The organism is Bradyrhizobium lablabi (assembly GCF_018129385.1).
GTDB lineage: Bacteria > Pseudomonadota > Alphaproteobacteria > Rhizobiales > Xanthobacteraceae > Bradyrhizobium > Bradyrhizobium lablabi_C.
The window spans coordinates 192606-208258 of sequence record NZ_JAFCLN010000006.1; the positions used below are offsets into that span (position 1 = coordinate 192606).

Sequence of the window (15653 nt, forward strand, 5' to 3'; positions counted from 1 at the left end):
ATATTCATGGGATGGGTATCTGCATGGCGTCTTCCGCGGCGACCTGCGCGGCACCCTTGCCGTGAAGGATGACGACATGCGTGCCCGGCTGAAGCTTGTATTGTCCGTCGACCACCACCCGCTCGTTGGCGGCAAGTCCTGAATCGATCAGCGCCTGCCCGTCGCTGATCTGCGCCACCTTGATCTGGCGCATCGAAACGGTGTCATCGGCGTTGACGACCCAGGCGTAAGCGCCGTTTGGACCTTGCTGGACGACGGACGCGGGAACCGTGAGGCCGTTATGGCGCGTGTCGAGCAGCAGCCGTGCGTTGATCAGCTCGCCGGGCCAGAGGCTGTTTTGCTTGTTCGAAAAATTCGCCTTGAGCTGGATCGAGCCCGTCGTCTGGAGGATTTCGTTGTTGACGAGCACTAGCTGGCCCTCGCCGAGCCGCATCGTGTTGTCCTGGTCGTAGGCCATGACGGTGAACGGCGCCTTGGTCTTGAGCTGCTGCCGCTGGATCTGCGGCAACACCGTCTCGGGAAGCGTGAAGATCAGCGAGATCGGGTCGAGCTGGGTCACGACGCAAAGGCCGTTCGTGCTCGATGGGCTGATGATGTTGCCGACGTCGATCTGGCGAATTCCCACCACGCCGTCGATCGGCGAGGTCAGGCGGGTGAAGCTGAGCTCGACCTTCGCGGCTTCGATCAATCCCTGGTCGGCCTTGATCGCCGCCTGGAGCTGACCGACCTGCGCCTTCTGGGTATCCAGCAATTGCGGCGTCGCCCAGCCCTTGCTGCCGAGCTCGGTGTAGCGGGCAAGGTTGGCCTCGGCGTTGACGAGCTGCGCCTTGTCGCGCTCAAGCACGCCGGTGTCCTGATCGATGATGGCCTGGTAGGGCCGCGGATCGATCTGTGCGAGCAGGTCGCCGGCATGCACATGCTGGCCTTCGGTAAAATTGATGCTGACGATCTGGCCCTGGATCTGGGCGCGAACGACGTCGGTGTTGTACGCAATGACGGTGCCGACGCCGGTCAGATAGATCGGCACGTCGTGCGGGGTGACCACTCCCGCGACAATCGGCACCGGGGCGGGTTTGGCCGGTGCGGCCGCGGCGGCTTTCTCGAAAGAGAAATGCTTGAAGTGGAGCAACCCGGCTGCCCCGGCGATGGCCGTGAACAAGACGGCGGTGACAACAGCTTTTTTCAAGATCAAGTCCTCGGAAAATCATCAGCAGCCCGGATTGACCGGCACCTGGGAAGCGGCCGCGCCGATCGGGCATCCGTTCGGCATGGTTTCGGTCATGGGCGCGCTGGGAGCGGGAACGGAGACGGTGGGGACGCTGGGTACGACGGGCGCGCCCGCCGTGGAGCCGACAGCGCTCACGAAAGGCGACACGCCCGGCGTCGGTATGGGGGCGGCCGAACTGATGCCGGCATTGCTGATCTCCGAGGAGTCGAGCGGGATTCCGGTTCGCGGGACGGCGCTGCCGGTGCTCGACGCGGTCGACAAGGGCGTCGACGACGCTGTGAGGCTGCTCGAGCCGGATCCGCACATCCCCGACATTCCTGCCGTGTCGATGGTCGCTGATGGCATCGAGAGCGTGGATGTCGATGAAATCGCCGGCGACGTGCCGAGCAGAGCCGCTGTATTGCCTGCCATCGCGCCGGTTGCCGGCGAGGCCGACCCGGCCGCCGTTCCGCCACCGTCGAAGGTCGCCGCCGATCCGAACATTTGGGCCGGCGCGGTCCCCAACGTCGAGCAGACCGCGCCGCCGTTCGGAATGGCGATCGTGCCCGTCGCGGGACCCGCGAGCGGGCTGACTCCCGAGGCCGGCAGCTCTGTTGCGCCCATCGGAATGCCCGTGGGCGAGACCGGCGAGCCGGCGCCGCCGCCGAGTGGCGACGTCGCCTCAAGCGTCGGCGTCGGCGTCGGCATGGCCGTCACTTGCGCGAACGCGGCATGGCCGACCAATAATGCGGGCACGACCGCCGCGGCTATCGATAACCTCATGGGTCCTCTCCGTGACAACGATGGGATGATTGCCGGCCTCGTCAGTCGCGTCGTCATGACGCTTCCTTTCCGTGATGAAGCACCCGGCATCCAGGCGTGAACCGAACCGGCTGTGCAGCTCAATTTGCGATGCAACAAAGGTAGGAACGACGAACTGCGCGTCCCATTAAATTCGTCTTCATGAACCCGGCGACATGTAGCGCGATGACTTTTTGTGCGAGCTCATGCGCGGAAGGAAGCAACAGCGTGCCCTGTCGTCTTATTGAGCTGCCGCGCAATTCTCTTGCTTCATAATGCCGCCCAAAACGTCAGAGGCCGGGACGCGAATGGCGTCCCGGCCTCTGACGTCAGTCGATGACTGATACGATCAGTAGGCGGTGCCGGGTTCACACGGCACATTGCCATTGCTCCACGGCGCAGTGGCAAACGCGCCGACATGCGGAGCCGGCACGCAGCCATACGCCTGGGCCTGCTGCATCGGGGCTTCCCGCACCGGGGCCTGCTGCGTCACGAGATTGCGAGCCATCGCGGGAGCTGCCAGCGTGGTGACGGCGAGCAGCGAGACAAAGAGGAATTTCGACATTGACGTTCTCCATGAATAAACGAAGCCATCGATACGGGCTCCGATGGAGACATGCGGATCGGTTCGCTCTCCAGAAAGGGACCAAGTCATCACGTTCTCTCAACGCCGCGTGAATGCGCGAGACGCTTTGCGAGCGTGACACGCCGATCGCTTCGTTCGAGCTGGACCTGATCGCATCGCGCGACGCCTGGAGATGATCGATCGCCATGCTTGCGAGCGATCGCCTCAAGTGTTTGCTGCAACGCAACTTCAGCAGATGCCCGGTGCATCGCACTTGCGTTATGCAGACAGCGCGGTGAAGGCCACCGAAAATCGTATCTCGGCAGCGCCGAAAATGAATTATAGCTGTCGGGCTGCATGAACGGCATCACGACGGGAATGTAATCGTCGGAGAAAAAAACAGGGGCATGAACCGCTCGCCGCGACCAGGCAGAAAATCGCCCGGATTGGCCAGCGTTCACAACACAGGGGGAGAAATAAATGCCGGTCTACAACATCCTTCTCATGGGCGCGTCGTATGGATCGCTGCTTGCGTCCAAGCTGCTGTTCGGCGGCCATTCGATCCACCTCGTATGCCTGCCGGCCGAAGCCCAGTTGATCAATGCGGAAGGGTTCAAGGTAACGCTGCCGCTGCGCGGCCGCAAAGAGCCCGTGCTGCTCGAGTCACGCAAGCTGCCGGGCAAGGTGACGGCAGGCCCTGCAACCGGCATCGATCCATCGAAGTTCGATCTCGTCGGCCTGTGCATGCAGGAGCCGCAATATCGCTCGGACGGTGTGCGCCAATTGCTGGACGCGGTGGGCAGGTCGGGCAAGCCCTGCATGTCGATCATGAACATGCCGCCGCTCCCCTATATCAAGCGGATTCCCGGTCTCGACTACAAGGCGCTGGAGGCGGCCTACACCGATCCGCGCGTCTGGGATTCCGTCAGCCCGCACAAGATCACGCTGAACAGCCCCGATCCTCAGGCCATCCGCCCGCCGGACGGCAAGGCCAACGAGCTGCTGGTCACGCTGCCGACCAACTTCAAATGCGCCAAGTTCGAGGACGACAGGGACACGCAAATCATCCGCACCCTTGAAAGCGACGTCGATCGTGCACGCTTCAACGTATCCGGCGACGAGATCGAATTGCCGGTCAAGCTGAAAGCCTACGATTCGATCTGGGTGCCGCTTGCCAAATGGTCGATGCTGCTCGCGGGCAACTACCGGTGCATCACCAGGGACGGCATGCGGACGGCGCAGGAAGCGGTGCACTCGGACATCGAAGCCTCGCGTTCGGTCTACAATTTTGTGTTCGATCTCTGCGTGAAGCTCGGCGCCGATCCGTCGGATCTCGTCCCCTTCGAAAAATACGCCGCTGCGGCGCAAAGCCTGTCCCGCCCGGCTTCCGCGGCGCGCGCGTTGCAGAACGGCGCGCCGAACATCGAACGCGCCGACAAGCTGGTGCAGCTCATTGCGCTTCAGAAAGGCTTGAGACACCCGGCGATCGACGCCCAGGTCGCGCTGGTCGACGAGCGCCTTGCCGCCAACAGAAAAGCTGCGGCCTGAGATTCGACCGGTTTGCTCTCCCGGCGAAATCTTCTGCGAGCTTACCACAGATGGCCGCCATCCGCCTCGGCACCTAACCGTTATGCAGCGGGGCCATACACCGGTCGGGTCCCGCCGCAATTTTCGTTGCTAACCCACTTTTTGCCCCGATCTTATCTTGGCCCTTCCATCGGTTTCCATCCCCAGTTGGGCTGGGACCAAGTTTGCTGAGTGGGTTCGGCCGGGGCTTGGGCCATCTCCGCGCGCATCGCTCGGCTAAGATGCATTGCGCATCCCCTCATTTTGCCACTAACCATTGCGTCCTGCGCCTGAGCAATTTCCCTTTTCGCCGTGAACTTGCCGGGACCGTCGGCCATAGTCTCAGCTCCGCCTTCAGCTTTGGCCAGGCTTTCGCTACTGCACCCGACACCGACGTGGACGTGCGCGGCATAAGCGGGCACAAAAGCATAGGCAGTTGCAGCCATGGCGGCTGCACCTAGCAACTTCCTGAGCATTGTTCTTCCCTTTTGCTTTTCAAGCCGGCCTCATTGCCGGACCAACAACATAACAGGCACGCGGCCAATCGACGCACAAGCTGCGAATGAACTTCCCGCGATTTCACGCGATCCAAATGTGATCAGCGCTGGTTGCAAAGCCTCATGCGCTCGCAGTACCCAGCCCATCTGCGCCAGCAATTCAAGCGACGCGCGGCAGCCAAGCATTCCGGGCGCTGGGCTGGCGTGCCGCGACCAGTCGCCCAACTTGGCAAACATCTGCACGGTACGCTCAATCGAGATATCGCCCCCGGCCAGTTCGGCAAGCGCCGTAACAGGGCATGATCTGCCCAACGCTGTTGGCTCAGCCACGCCATCGCCTGCGAGATGAAGCTTGTCCCGATATTGCCGCGCTCAGCCTCCGCCGGCGAGGAGCGTGGCGGACTTCCGTTATTGGCCCAACAGCAGACTAAGCGTCCGGTGGCGAGCGACAATGCGTCAGCCAATGATCGACCTGCCATGCCTCGTAGCCAAGCAGCTCGCCAAAGCGCCGTTCGCGGTCGTCCGACCAGGCTCCGGGTTCGTTCAGAAGCGCGAGCATGGCATCGACCCGCCATTCGTGGCCGGGTAAAGTGTAGAACAGCATCCGATATTCGAGCTGCGGCAGGTCAGGACACGATTCGATCACAGCGCGCCTTATCAAGCGACCTGCGTCAACGTGTCTGTCGAACATCCGCCAATACCGAATACAGACATCCGGTTCACGGCCGACGATATCCATGAAATATGCAAGCGGCTTCGCACCGCTCAGCATTAGGCCGAGTTCTCTGTTAGTGTGAACCAAATAGGGCAGTTGTCGTTGCCATTCGGAGCGCATGTCGCGCATCTTGACCGCACAACGTTAATTTCCGCTAAGGGTCTTGGCCGAAATCGGACGCGGTCTTCGGCTATGTCCGCTAAGGGCCCACAAGCGGAAACGCTCAATAACGGCGGTCGCGCCCGCAATCAGCCCGCAGAAAGCAGGAGCGCGAATATGAAGCTTCCGTATCATGATCGCTACGCCTATTCGCCGATCATCGACCGTCCGGACTATTCCTGGCCGGACGGGAAGAGGCTGGCGGTCTATCTCGGTCTCAACGTCGAACACTTCGCATTCGGCGCGGGCGAAGGTCACCTCCTGACCGTGGCAGGCGCGGCGCCGGATCCCCGGACTTTTGCCTGGCGCGATTACGGCAACCGGGTTGGCGTCTGGCGCTGCCTCGACTTGTTCGACGAATTGAACCTGCCGGCGGCTCACCTGATCAATACCGCCGTTTTCGATTATGCGCCGCGTATCGTCGATGCCTTGAAAGCGCGCGGCGATGAATTCATCGGGCACGGCCGCACCAACGCCGAGCGCCAAAGCCATATGTGGGAAGCCGACGAAAAGCGCTTCCTGGAGGAAATTCGGGACTCGATCGCACGCGCGTCCGGAAAGCCGCCGAGAGGCTGGATGGCGCCATGGATGGCGTCCACGCACCACACGCCCGACCTCTTGAAGGAGGTCGGGTTCGATTTCCTGATGGACTGGCCGGCCGACGATCAGCCGCTCTGGATGAAGACGCGTTCCGGCCCGATCATGAGCGTCCCGTACCCGATCGAGATCAACGACAGCCCGCAGATTCTGGTGCGGCATCACTCGCCGGAAGAATTCCGCAACTTCATCATCGGTCAATTCGAAGAACTGCTGCGCCAGTCGGCCAAACAGCCGCTGGTATGCGGCATCGCCTTGCACACGATGATCGTGGGTCAGCCCTACCGACTTCGCATGCTGCGCGAGGCGTTGCAGCACATCGTCAGCCATCCGGAGCGGGAAAAAGTGTGGTTCACCCGGCCGTCGGCCATCTACGACCACTGCGCCGCATTACCCGCGAGCCAATTTCCGCCTGTCTAGAGCAAAATGAACGTCATTGCGAGGAGCTCGCGACAAAATTGCGAAGCAATTTTGCGCTGAAGCGACGAAGCAATCCAGCTTTCTTGTCGCGGCGAAGCTGGATTGCTTCGCTTCGCTCGCAATGACGATGGAGACATCGTTGAACCTCAACGATGACCATTGTGGGCTGCTCGCACCAGGCGCCCCGGCATCGCGCCGGTATGCTCGCCGCGCTCGAAGATGGGAATGCCGGCCGCGAGCGTCGCCTCGTATCCATCGACCCGCTGCACGAAACGGCGGCCGCCGGCAGGCATGTCATGCACGAGCTCGGGCTTGTGGAGCCGCAGCCGGTTGAAGTCGATGATGTTGACGTCGGCGCGCAGGCCCGGAGCGAGCCGGCCGCGATCGGACAGGCCGAAGAAATCAGCAGTTTCGCTGGTTTGCCGCTTGACCAGATGCTCGAGCGGCAGGCGCGGCCCGCGGTGGCGGTCGCGGCCCCAATGCGACAGCATGAAGCTCGGCAGGCCGGAATCCACGATCGAGGTGCAGTGCGCGCCGCCGTCGCTCAGGCCGAGCAGGCAGGCCGGGTCGTTGAGCATCTGGCGGATCGGCTCGTGGTCGCCCTCGACGTAATTCACCACCGGGAAGAACAGGTACTGATTCTGCTCGACAATGTAGTCGTAGGCGATTTCATCTGATGTATGGCCGGTGCGCGCCGCGATGGCGGCCACGCTCTTTTCCGGACCCGGTTCATAATCCGGCGGGTCGTCCATGGTGAAGAACTTGTCCCAGCGGCTGGTGACGAGCTGGCGGAACTGGGAGAGCTTTGCGACCTCGGTCTCCGACGGTTTTTCGGCGAGAATCTTCCGCCGTAATTCGGGATCGAGCAGCCGCCTGCGCTGCTCCTCGATGGGAAGATGTTCGATCGCCTTGTAGGTCGGCCGCACGGTGAACGGATTGAGCGCGGTGCCGATGCCCATCATCACGCCGATCGGGCGTCCGGCGATCTGCGCCGTGAGCGGCAAGCCGTCCGCGCGCGCCGCATGGACCGCCTTCATCAGGCGCCGCCAGCGCTCCGGATCCTCGAAGCGATCGGTGAGCAGGAACCAGACCGGACGGCCGGTTTCCCTTGCCTGCTTGCGCATCCAGCGCAGCTCGTAGTCCTCGTCGTCGAAGTCGCTGTTCATCCCGAACGTGCCGCTGCCGAGCTCGCCCAGCGCCGAGCCGATGCCGAGCAACTCGTGATCGTCGGCATCGCGCGAGGCGACGAGCTCGCCGTCGGGCGTCTTGTGCGAATCCGTACGCGACGTGGTGAAGCCGAAGGCACCGGCCTTCAATGCCTCCAGCGTGATCCGCCGCATCTCGGCAATATCGTCCGCGGTGGCCTTTTCGCGGCTGATAGCGCGATCGCCCATCACATAGACGCGCATCGGCAAATGCGCGGCTTGGGCCGCGATGTCGATGACGCGCTCGCGCCTATCAAGCGCATCCATGAAATCGGGAAAGGTCTCCCACTCCCAGGTCAGTCCCGCCGACAGCACCGGGTTGGGGATCTCCTCGACCCCCTCCATCAAATCCATCAGGGCCTGGCGATGATGCTTCTTCACCGGCGCAAAGCCGACGCCGCAATTGCCGAACATGACCGTGGTCACGCCATGCCAGCACGAGGGCGCCAACAGCGGATCCCACAGCGCCTGGCCGTCGTAATGCGTGTGCACGTCGACCCAGCCGGGCGTCACCATCAGCCCGTCGGCATCGATCTCGCGTCTTGCTGGTCCCTGCTTGCCGCCGACCGCGGCGATCCTGCCGTCCGCAATGGCAACGTCGCCGCTAAACGCGGCCCTGCCGGTGCCGTCGACGATCGTGCCGCCACGAATGACAATGTCGTGCATGCCAGCCTCCCGCGTCGGGTCGCGCTGCCGTGGTCGCGCCGACCTGTTATCATTGGGAGAAGATTGCCCGATAGAAGTGCGGGAAACTAGGCTCGTGGATGCAGCCCTCCCTTGCACCGACACGAGGGACCGTCCGCCAATCTGTCGGAGCGGACAGCGCGGGCCGGACCCTGGATTCGCAAGCCAGCATGAGGATTAGCGCGGGGTTAGTGCGCCCGTCGTGTCGTCAACTCGAGAATTCGAGACGCGCTTCCAATCCGCCGCCGCCGACCTCCGCTTTGATCCATGAACGGACTTGCCGCCGATACCAGCAAGAGCCACTCGCAGGACCAGCCTGGATAAGTCCGTCATCGGAGGGACCTGGGTTCAACGGGTCCCCCGCCTTACGCCTCGCGGTGGGGGCACAGCGGCGAAACGCGGGTTGATCCCGCAATAGGAGAACGTGCCGGATGCGGTTGCCATGCATTGGCCGTAGCTCCAGAAATCGCAAAGTCCCGGATAGCCCCAGTCCCTTCCTTGCAGACACCAGGGATAGTCCCGAGCGACGGCTGAAGTCGATCCAGCGGCTGTTAGAATGGCAACAGCGGATGTGGCAGCAAACAGAAAGCGGCGCATCAAACAGCTCCCGAGAGATGGCTCCTTGGAAAGCGCTGACAGCATACGATGTCCAGGCCGAAATCGCGCATAGCAAATCATTAGAGCCAGCCAGCCAAAAATGCCGCGTCCGGATGGCCTTATTCGGACATCAAGCGGACATTGAGCCGGGAGACTGCCATGTTTGCTAAGGGCCAGTGACCGACGAAACAGGCGGCCGCGCCCGCACGTACTCGTCGTCAGCGACCCTGATCACGTAGGGCTTCTCAAGTTTGTGCTCTACATCAAACTCGGAGCGACCCGTGTAGTTGATGTGCCGGCCATAAGTGTGCAGCGACATCGAAATGTCTTTTCCAACATTCCGGACGCTGTGTATGTGTTCAGGATAGCAGCGGGCAATGTCATCAACAGTCATCACTGTTTCACCGGCTGGCGTCAGGTCAGCATAGCCGGGCTGACTACCGTCATCGCGCCGGTCGTAGCTGATCTCTTGTTCCTGGCCTTCGATACCGACCACCACGGCCCAGGTTTTATGGTTGTGCGGGGTAGTGCCGCGGTTGGGAAGCCACGATACCAGGAAAACAGCCAGATCGTGATTGGGCTCTTCATGGAGCATGTGAACGCCGAAGCCTTGCTCCGCATCGCATTCGCGATATTCGGGGCGGCGCAATTCCGGCGATTTTGCAAATTGCCTGGCGAGCGGTGCAACCAGTTCCGTGATTTCGACTGGATCAGAGTGCCGAGCAACAATCTCCCGCAGGTTGCGCACATACTGGTCGAGGGTCATTGCATCTACCTCCAATGTTCCAAGGCGTTGCAATTCCGACGGAGTTTACGACGTCCGCTGCGAAACTCAACGTTCGCTTCGGGTTGAAAACCGGCGTCGTGCGAGCAAAGATCCGCGCGGTGGTGCGACATTTTGCACCGGAAGCGCTGCCCCGTCTTTCGAAATGTTAATTCGCTCGCCAGCGTCTCGTAATGGCGAAGTTGGCAATGATGCGGCCGACCATCAAAGCGCGAGGTTTTGTTGTGGGCCGTGCGTTGGAATACAATTTTACAACGCTAAGAATTTCCCGAGCATATGTCAGCCTTCTGTCCCGCCCCGAGGGGGACTTGACGGCGATTTCTCTGGCGTGGATCGGAGACTATGAGATTCGCATGCACGCAGCCCAGCCGACCTGTGCCGCGCAGCAGCCGCTTTTCATCGTCGATATCTTCGATCATGACGCGCAACTGTTCATCGACAGTCGCGCCTGTCACAGCGTCGCGGACGGCGCCGCCGCGTTCGACGAATTCCTGCATATGACAGGGCCTGTAGCAGGCTAGGCAACTCACCGTCGGGCCCTGCCTGCCTGCAATCATTCCGGCCGTTCAACAGTGGCCGGCTTCTTCGTCGTTCACAAAACAAAGAATGCACGTGAGCTTGTCGAAGCAGAGATAGCCGGCTTGCCGTTCCCGTTCGCCGCAATCGTTCTCCGCGTACCAGTAAGTCAGGAAGATGTAGCCGTCCTTGGCCGCGAAGCTGGTCTTGCAGACCGGACATCCAAATCTCGAGCCCGGCGGCTTCTGCGCAATTTTCAGATGCGGTATCGGATCCAGGCCACTCATCACAAGCCTCCTTGCGGCACGAAGAAGCAAAGCTCCTGCCCGGTGGCCTTATTGATGAACAGCACGGGCGTACGATCGGGCGTATCGCTTTCCTTGATGATGTCAGGCGGAATGATCTTCCACTCGCCGTCCTTCAGGTATTGCCACTGGTCCGAGCGATCTTCAGCCACCCTGAAGCGGGTCTTGAATACGTCGCCGTTGTTGCAGCAGGACTTGTAGGAAAGACCGAGCCGGCGCTGCGCGGCCGGGTTCATTTCCTGCTTGTTGAACCATTCGTGATGCTGCATCGACGGATCGTGCGCATCAGCACGAACGCCAACCAGAAGAAGAACACCGAACGTCGTCAGTACGCGACCGAACGCTTTCATGGCAGCCTCCATTATGGACTGTCACCAATTTTAGCATCCGCGAATCACACGAACTTTCCGGCAGTCAATCAGGCCATATTCGGGCGAAAATGGAATCCCGTTTTCTGAGCAATCTTATGTTTTGAGCAGGACTGTTGTTTTTTGGCCGAGGGCTTATGCATCATAAGATGCGTTGCCCGGCATCGCCGCGCGCGGCAGCGGACATCACTCGCAGCGCTCATTCGACGTTGTAACGCGGCTTTCAAGCCGAGTTGAGCTTCGTGAATCAGAATTTAATGGGAAGGGCGCGCGGCCTTCCTACATCGAGTGCAAGGCATCCGCATCGGATGCCGCAAGCAGATAGCTCGCCGTCCGGACAGCACGCTCTCCTCACGAAGCGTGATCGATCCCTGTTGTCCCACGCGGGTCCGCAATCGATCCATAGAGGAGAAACGAAAATGCTTTCAGCCAAAACTCTTGCGGCGGCCGTGCTGCTGGCTGCGACCGCAGCGACGCCGGCATTGGCGCGAGTTCATCATGCACCGTTCGCCGTGCCGGGCGGCATGAGCAGCGACCAATCCCTGTACATGCAAAATCTGCGCGACTCCGGATACAATCCGAGGAACGACTACAATCCGAACGGCACCATCAGGGCCGCCATCCAGGAGCCGGGCTTGTTCGCGTTCAATTATCCCAATCTGGACGTGCTGAATGGCGGCGCGCCGACGCCTGCCGCCAGGCTTTCCCGCGACTGGCCCGCGTTGCGAGGCGCGTGTGCGTCGGCCGGCGGCGGCATCACGTACTGCGGCCACCGCTAGGATATAACGCGCGCCGGGCAATGACCCTGTTTTCGTGATGCGATGCTGCCTGACACTCGGAGCGGGCAGCATCGCTGCGCGCACCGGCTTCGCGTCGCCTCTCAGCCCGCGGATGCGCAGGCCGACATCAAGTGAAACCTGACAGGCCGGAATGGCTGTCCGCTCTCCTGCCAGCGCTGCCCCGACGTGAGTACGGAGCACAAAGCAACATCAGGAAGAGCGCTCTATTGGCCTTGTATCTGGCAGCGGACCGGCTGCCTTCCGCACCGAGCATCACGACACGTCCTTCTGCCGTACATATGCTCCAGCGCCACTTACGACCCCGCTTGTTCAGCAGTATCTCAAAGACGGAGAATTGATGCGGTAGCATTCCAGCCCTTCGCTGCCCGTTGGCGGCAAGTCGTCGAGAACTCGCTTTGTCTGCGATGGCCGACCTTGGCGGGCTTGAGGGAATTAGATCGATCTCTGCCGACTTTCATCACCCAAATGGGTGAAGGCCGCAGAGCCGTTCGCGAGAGCGACGCGTTGCGCCGTATTCTCGAAATTCCGCGCGATATCTATAGCGTTTTCAAGCGAAGTGGATACCGGTTCGCGTGAAGAAAACGCGTCAAAACAAGAAGCCAGAGCCCCGTTCCGATTCCATCGGAACGGAACAGGCTCTAGCCGCTGCGCACCGCTTTTCCGCCCAACAGGCTGACGAGTTCCTGCTGGCGCGAGACGCCCGTCTTTGAAAGCACGGACTTGAGTTGACTGCGCACCGTCTCGCGATTGACGCCGGTCGCCTCGGCAAGCGCGTCGATGGTTTCAGCCCGGCCAATCCCGCGCGCCACACGCGCCTCCGCTGGCGTGAGATCGAACAGGCCTTGCAGCACTTCCGCCGTCGGGACCGCAGCCCGGTCTACCGGCGTCACCACCAACAATGCCGTTGATTGAACGAAGATGTCGTGCGCTGCGCCGCGAACCGGAATGAGGTGAAGCACCATGGGAACACGCTCCGGTGTTGCCGCGACCGCGATGGACCTTACGACACGCCAGCCTCCGATTGGCAGCGTTTCAAGCGCGTCGGCAAGGAGCCCATCGGCCATTTCGTCAGCGACGACCAAACGCTGCATGCGATCCTCGAACAGCGATGGCATCAACGCCTGGAACAGCGCATTTGCCGCAAACAAGCGACCGCGATCGCGCAGAACAGCGCCCGGAATGCCCAAGGCCTGCAACGCTTCCGCCTGCGCCCTTGCCTTCTCGAATCCCAATCGGTTGGCGGTCAGGGTAGAGCGCGCCAGGTGCGGACGCAGTTCATCGAGGAACGTCACCACTTCGCGCGGCACCGGACCATGTTCATGATGCCGGGGCATCACAATTGCAATCGAATCGCCGATGGGCATCGGAATGATCGTGCCCGCGCGGTAGCCGAGCCCATGCTTTCGGTAAAAATTGCGATAGACGTAGTCGGTCTCAAGCTCTTGTTCCGTGAACAAGTCGCCATCATTGACGAAACCGGGGTGATTGAGCGCATAGGCACGTTTGAGCGCCTGGTCACGCTGGCTCCATTCACCATTCATGAACAGATCCATTTTTCCGGCATGTTCAACGGAGGCGACACCACGCACGTATCCCTCGCGGACCGCAAACAGGAGGCCGCCATTTCCTCCGATGGAAGCGCCAAGCTCGCCGAGAACGGCGGGCCATAGCGAGGGCAAGAGACCCGCCTCATAAATGCGATCAACCAGCCGGTTCGAATCGACTTCCACGGCGCCCCCATGCACTGACATTTCGCCTCCGAGTGAGCGGCAGTGCATCGGCATCACTCGACACGGAAATATTGCCGGATTCGGCAGGCTTGCAAAGGCCGTAGCTTTTCGGGGGTCATTCGAGGCGAGTGGTCGTCTGAAGCGATTGCGGTACCGCCTCGCAGCATCATGGAACTTCGCCGGCTCAATCGTCGGCTTGTTCCGCCCGCCCCGCACTCCTGCCTGTGCGGGTCAGTCTCAGGTAACCGTCACGGAGCGCCACGGTACGGAAATCAAGTCGACTTTGGAAACGCTGTAGGGTGCCCGGTTCACGTCACCCTTCAGCCTATGGATGCGCCGGATGCGACGCAGCAACTTCGGGTAATCACGTCCGTCATGCGGGCCGCTGGCGCCAACTCCCGCTCTTCTCGGTCGCGAACGGGTTTGGTCGGCCTAGCACGCACCCAGCGGCGCGGCGACGTCCAGCTCGGCAATGCGGCGGTCAATCTCTCCGATCACGCGCTTCGAGAACGGTCCGAGGTGCAGGTAAAGCGCCATCAACATCACGATGAAACGCAGCGCGCCCGGATTGTTCTTGGCTACCTCAACAAAAGTCTTCCAGAACGGCTCGCGAGCCTCCGGCAGAGCCCGCACGATCGTGTGGACGATGTCAACGCCAAGCCTCTTGCGCATGTCGCCGTCCGGCAGATCGCGGCGGCGGTCGGAGCGATCGAGCATGACAGCGAGTCGTGACAGCCGTCCCGCATATGCGATTGGATTGAACACGTGCCCGAGCACGGCCCGATAATCCACGAGGATGTCACGAAGTGGACGCCTGGTGTCGAAATTGCAACCGAGCGTGCACTGATCCCCCGCTTGTTCGACTTTCATGAGGTCATGGCCTTGGTGGAGGCGACCTTCACTCGCCAGGCGCCGGGTCAATTGTGTGCCGGGCAGCGCGTAGAGAAGTCCGACCATGCAGACCGGAATGTTCGTCTCCTCGATAAAGTCGATCATGGCCCGACCCATCGAGGCTTTCTCGGTATCAAACCCGACGATAAAGCCGGCAGTGACGAACATGCCGTAACCGTAGATCTTGTGGATGCACTCGGCGATGTTGCGCCTGGTGTTCTGCTTCTTCTTCATCTGCACGAGGGTCTCTGGATCCGGGCTCTCGATGCCGACGAAAATCCCGAAGAAGTTCGCGTCCTTCATCGCCTGCAACAGCTCGTCGTCGTCAGCGATGTTGATCGAGGCTTCGGTCGAGAACTCGAACGGATAGTCGCGCTCTTCCAGCCACGCTTTGAGCCGCGGCAGCAGTGTGCGGAGATTCTTCTTGTTGCCGATAAAATTGTCGTCGACGAAATCGACATGCCCACGATAACCATGATCGTACAGCGCTTGCAGCTCGGCCAGAATCTGATCGTTGGTCTTGGTGCGCGGCACACGACCATACAGCTCGATGATGTCGCAGAACTCGCAGGTGAACGGGCAGCCACGCGAATATTGCACGCCGATGAATAGATACTGATCGAACTTGATCAGATCGTAACGCGGCATCGGGCTTTGCGTGACGTCGATCTTGAATTTCTCGGCGACAAAAACGCCCTTGCGTTCGCCGCTTTCCCATGCGGCGATGAAGTCCGCCATGATTTGCTCGGCCTCGCCGATCACCTGGAAGTCCGCGTTTGTGTAAAGGTGCGGGCTGGAGGAGACGTCAGGCCCACCGACGCATACCGGCTTGCCGTGCAGGTGGGCGAGATCGATCAGGTAGAGGAAATCAGGCTGCTGGTTGAGCATACCGCCGATCATGACAAGATCGGCCCACTCGAGGTCCGCGTCCGTCAACGGCTCAGTGTTGCGGTTGACGAGGCGGATGTCCCAGTGCTTCGGCAGCATGGCGGCGACCGTGATCAGGCCGAGTGGCGCTGCCGGATACTTCGCTCCGATCAGTTCGCAGGCTTCCGTATAGTTCCAAAACGAGTTTGGAACGAACTTCGGATAGATCATCAGGACGCGGCAGGGACTTGTCGTCATGTTTACTCCGGCCCCAGCCCCCGACCTTGTGCGTCACCGTGCCACGCGGTTTGTCGAGGCTCAAGAGTCGATCCGCTCATCGACACAGGCATTTGGTCGCGCCCGCAGGCTGACTTCTTTT

At 61.1% G+C, this 15653-nt stretch carries 15 protein-coding genes; 5 read left to right on the forward strand and 10 right to left on the reverse strand.

Annotation, left to right across the window (positions count from 1 at the left end):
• Positions 1-4: 4 nt before the first annotated feature.
• Positions 5-1186 (reverse strand): efflux RND transporter periplasmic adaptor subunit, encoded by a 1182-nt coding sequence (locus JQ628_RS14910; protein WP_249127900.1) that lies wholly within the window; start codon positions 1184-1186, stop codon positions 5-7.
• Here JQ628_RS14910 and JQ628_RS14915 point away from each other — a divergent pair.
• Positions 1152-2090, forward strand: coding sequence for a hypothetical protein (locus tag JQ628_RS14915; RefSeq protein ID WP_212223339.1), 939 nt, complete (start codon positions 1152-1154; stop codon positions 2088-2090). The genes JQ628_RS14910 and JQ628_RS14915 overlap by 35 nt on opposite strands.
• A 267-nt stretch (positions 2091-2357) precedes the next feature.
• Here the strand turns inward: JQ628_RS14915 and JQ628_RS14920 are convergent, their stop codons facing one another.
• Positions 2358-2573, reverse strand: coding sequence for a hypothetical protein (locus JQ628_RS14920; RefSeq protein WP_212223340.1), 216 nt, complete (start codon positions 2571-2573; stop codon positions 2358-2360).
• A 480-nt stretch (positions 2574-3053) separates the two neighbouring features.
• Between JQ628_RS14920 and JQ628_RS14925 the strand changes: the two genes are divergently transcribed.
• Entirely contained in the window at positions 3054-4121 is a 1068-nt protein-coding gene (locus JQ628_RS14925; protein ID WP_212223341.1) for a hypothetical protein, read from the forward strand.
• 942 nt (positions 4122-5063) lie between these two features.
• Here JQ628_RS14925 and JQ628_RS14930 read toward each other — a convergent pair.
• Positions 5064-5480: a hypothetical protein gene (locus JQ628_RS14930; RefSeq protein ID WP_212223342.1), complete on the reverse strand. Its 417-nt coding sequence runs from the start codon at positions 5478-5480 to the stop codon at positions 5064-5066.
• Between the two features lie 147 nt (positions 5481-5627).
• On the opposite strand from JQ628_RS14930, the gene JQ628_RS14935 reads away from it, so the two are divergent.
• Positions 5628-6527, forward strand: a complete 900-nt coding sequence (locus JQ628_RS14935; protein ID WP_212223343.1) for a polysaccharide deacetylase family protein — start codon at positions 5628-5630, stop codon at positions 6525-6527.
• Between the two features lie 146 nt (positions 6528-6673).
• On the opposite strand, the gene JQ628_RS14940 is transcribed toward JQ628_RS14935, so the two are convergent.
• The 3 genes from JQ628_RS14940 to JQ628_RS14950 all read right to left on the reverse strand — a co-directional run bounded on the left by JQ628_RS14940 (position 6674) and on the right by JQ628_RS14950 (position 9779).
• On the reverse strand, positions 6674-8398 hold the full coding sequence (locus tag JQ628_RS14940) for an N-acyl-D-amino-acid deacylase family protein (protein ID WP_212223344.1): 1725 nt from the start codon (positions 8396-8398) through the stop codon (positions 6674-6676).
• A 366-nt stretch (positions 8399-8764) separates the two neighbouring features.
• Complete coding sequence (locus tag JQ628_RS14945) at positions 8765-9094, reverse strand: DUF3551 domain-containing protein (RefSeq protein WP_349628065.1); 330 nt, start codon at positions 9092-9094, stop codon at positions 8765-8767.
• An 85-nt stretch (positions 9095-9179) separates the two neighbouring features.
• On the reverse strand, positions 9180-9779 hold the full coding sequence (locus JQ628_RS14950; RefSeq protein ID WP_212223346.1) for a cysteine dioxygenase family protein: 600 nt from the start codon (positions 9777-9779) through the stop codon (positions 9180-9182).
• A 206-nt stretch (positions 9780-9985) separates the two neighbouring features.
• Between JQ628_RS14950 and JQ628_RS14955 the strand changes: the two genes are divergently transcribed.
• On the forward strand, positions 9986-10318 hold the full coding sequence (locus JQ628_RS14955) for a hypothetical protein (protein ID WP_212223347.1): 333 nt from the start codon (positions 9986-9988) through the stop codon (positions 10316-10318).
• A 45-nt stretch (positions 10319-10363) separates the two neighbouring features.
• On the opposite strand, the gene JQ628_RS14960 is transcribed toward JQ628_RS14955, so the two are convergent.
• Complete coding sequence (locus JQ628_RS14960) at positions 10364-10600, reverse strand: hypothetical protein (RefSeq protein WP_212223348.1); 237 nt, start codon at positions 10598-10600, stop codon at positions 10364-10366.
• Complete coding sequence (locus JQ628_RS14965; protein WP_212223349.1) at positions 10600-10968, reverse strand: hypothetical protein; 369 nt, start codon at positions 10966-10968, stop codon at positions 10600-10602. The genes JQ628_RS14960 and JQ628_RS14965 overlap by 1 nt, the downstream gene beginning before the upstream one ends.
• A 437-nt stretch (positions 10969-11405) precedes the next feature.
• On the opposite strand from JQ628_RS14965, the gene JQ628_RS14970 reads away from it, so the two are divergent.
• A complete protein-coding gene (locus JQ628_RS14970) occupies positions 11406-11765 on the forward strand; it encodes a hypothetical protein (protein ID WP_212223350.1) in 360 nt (119 codons plus the stop codon).
• Between the two features lie 659 nt (positions 11766-12424).
• Here the strand turns inward: JQ628_RS14970 and JQ628_RS14975 are convergent.
• Together JQ628_RS14975 and JQ628_RS14980 are read right to left on the reverse strand one after the other, a co-directional pair.
• Positions 12425-13516, reverse strand: a complete 1092-nt coding sequence (locus tag JQ628_RS14975) for a helix-turn-helix transcriptional regulator (RefSeq protein WP_212223351.1) — start codon at positions 13514-13516, stop codon at positions 12425-12427.
• Between the two features lie 432 nt (positions 13517-13948).
• Complete coding sequence (locus tag JQ628_RS14980) at positions 13949-15532, reverse strand: B12-binding domain-containing radical SAM protein (protein ID WP_433996134.1); 1584 nt, start codon at positions 15530-15532, stop codon at positions 13949-13951.
• Between the last annotated feature and the right edge of the window lie 121 nt (positions 15533-15653).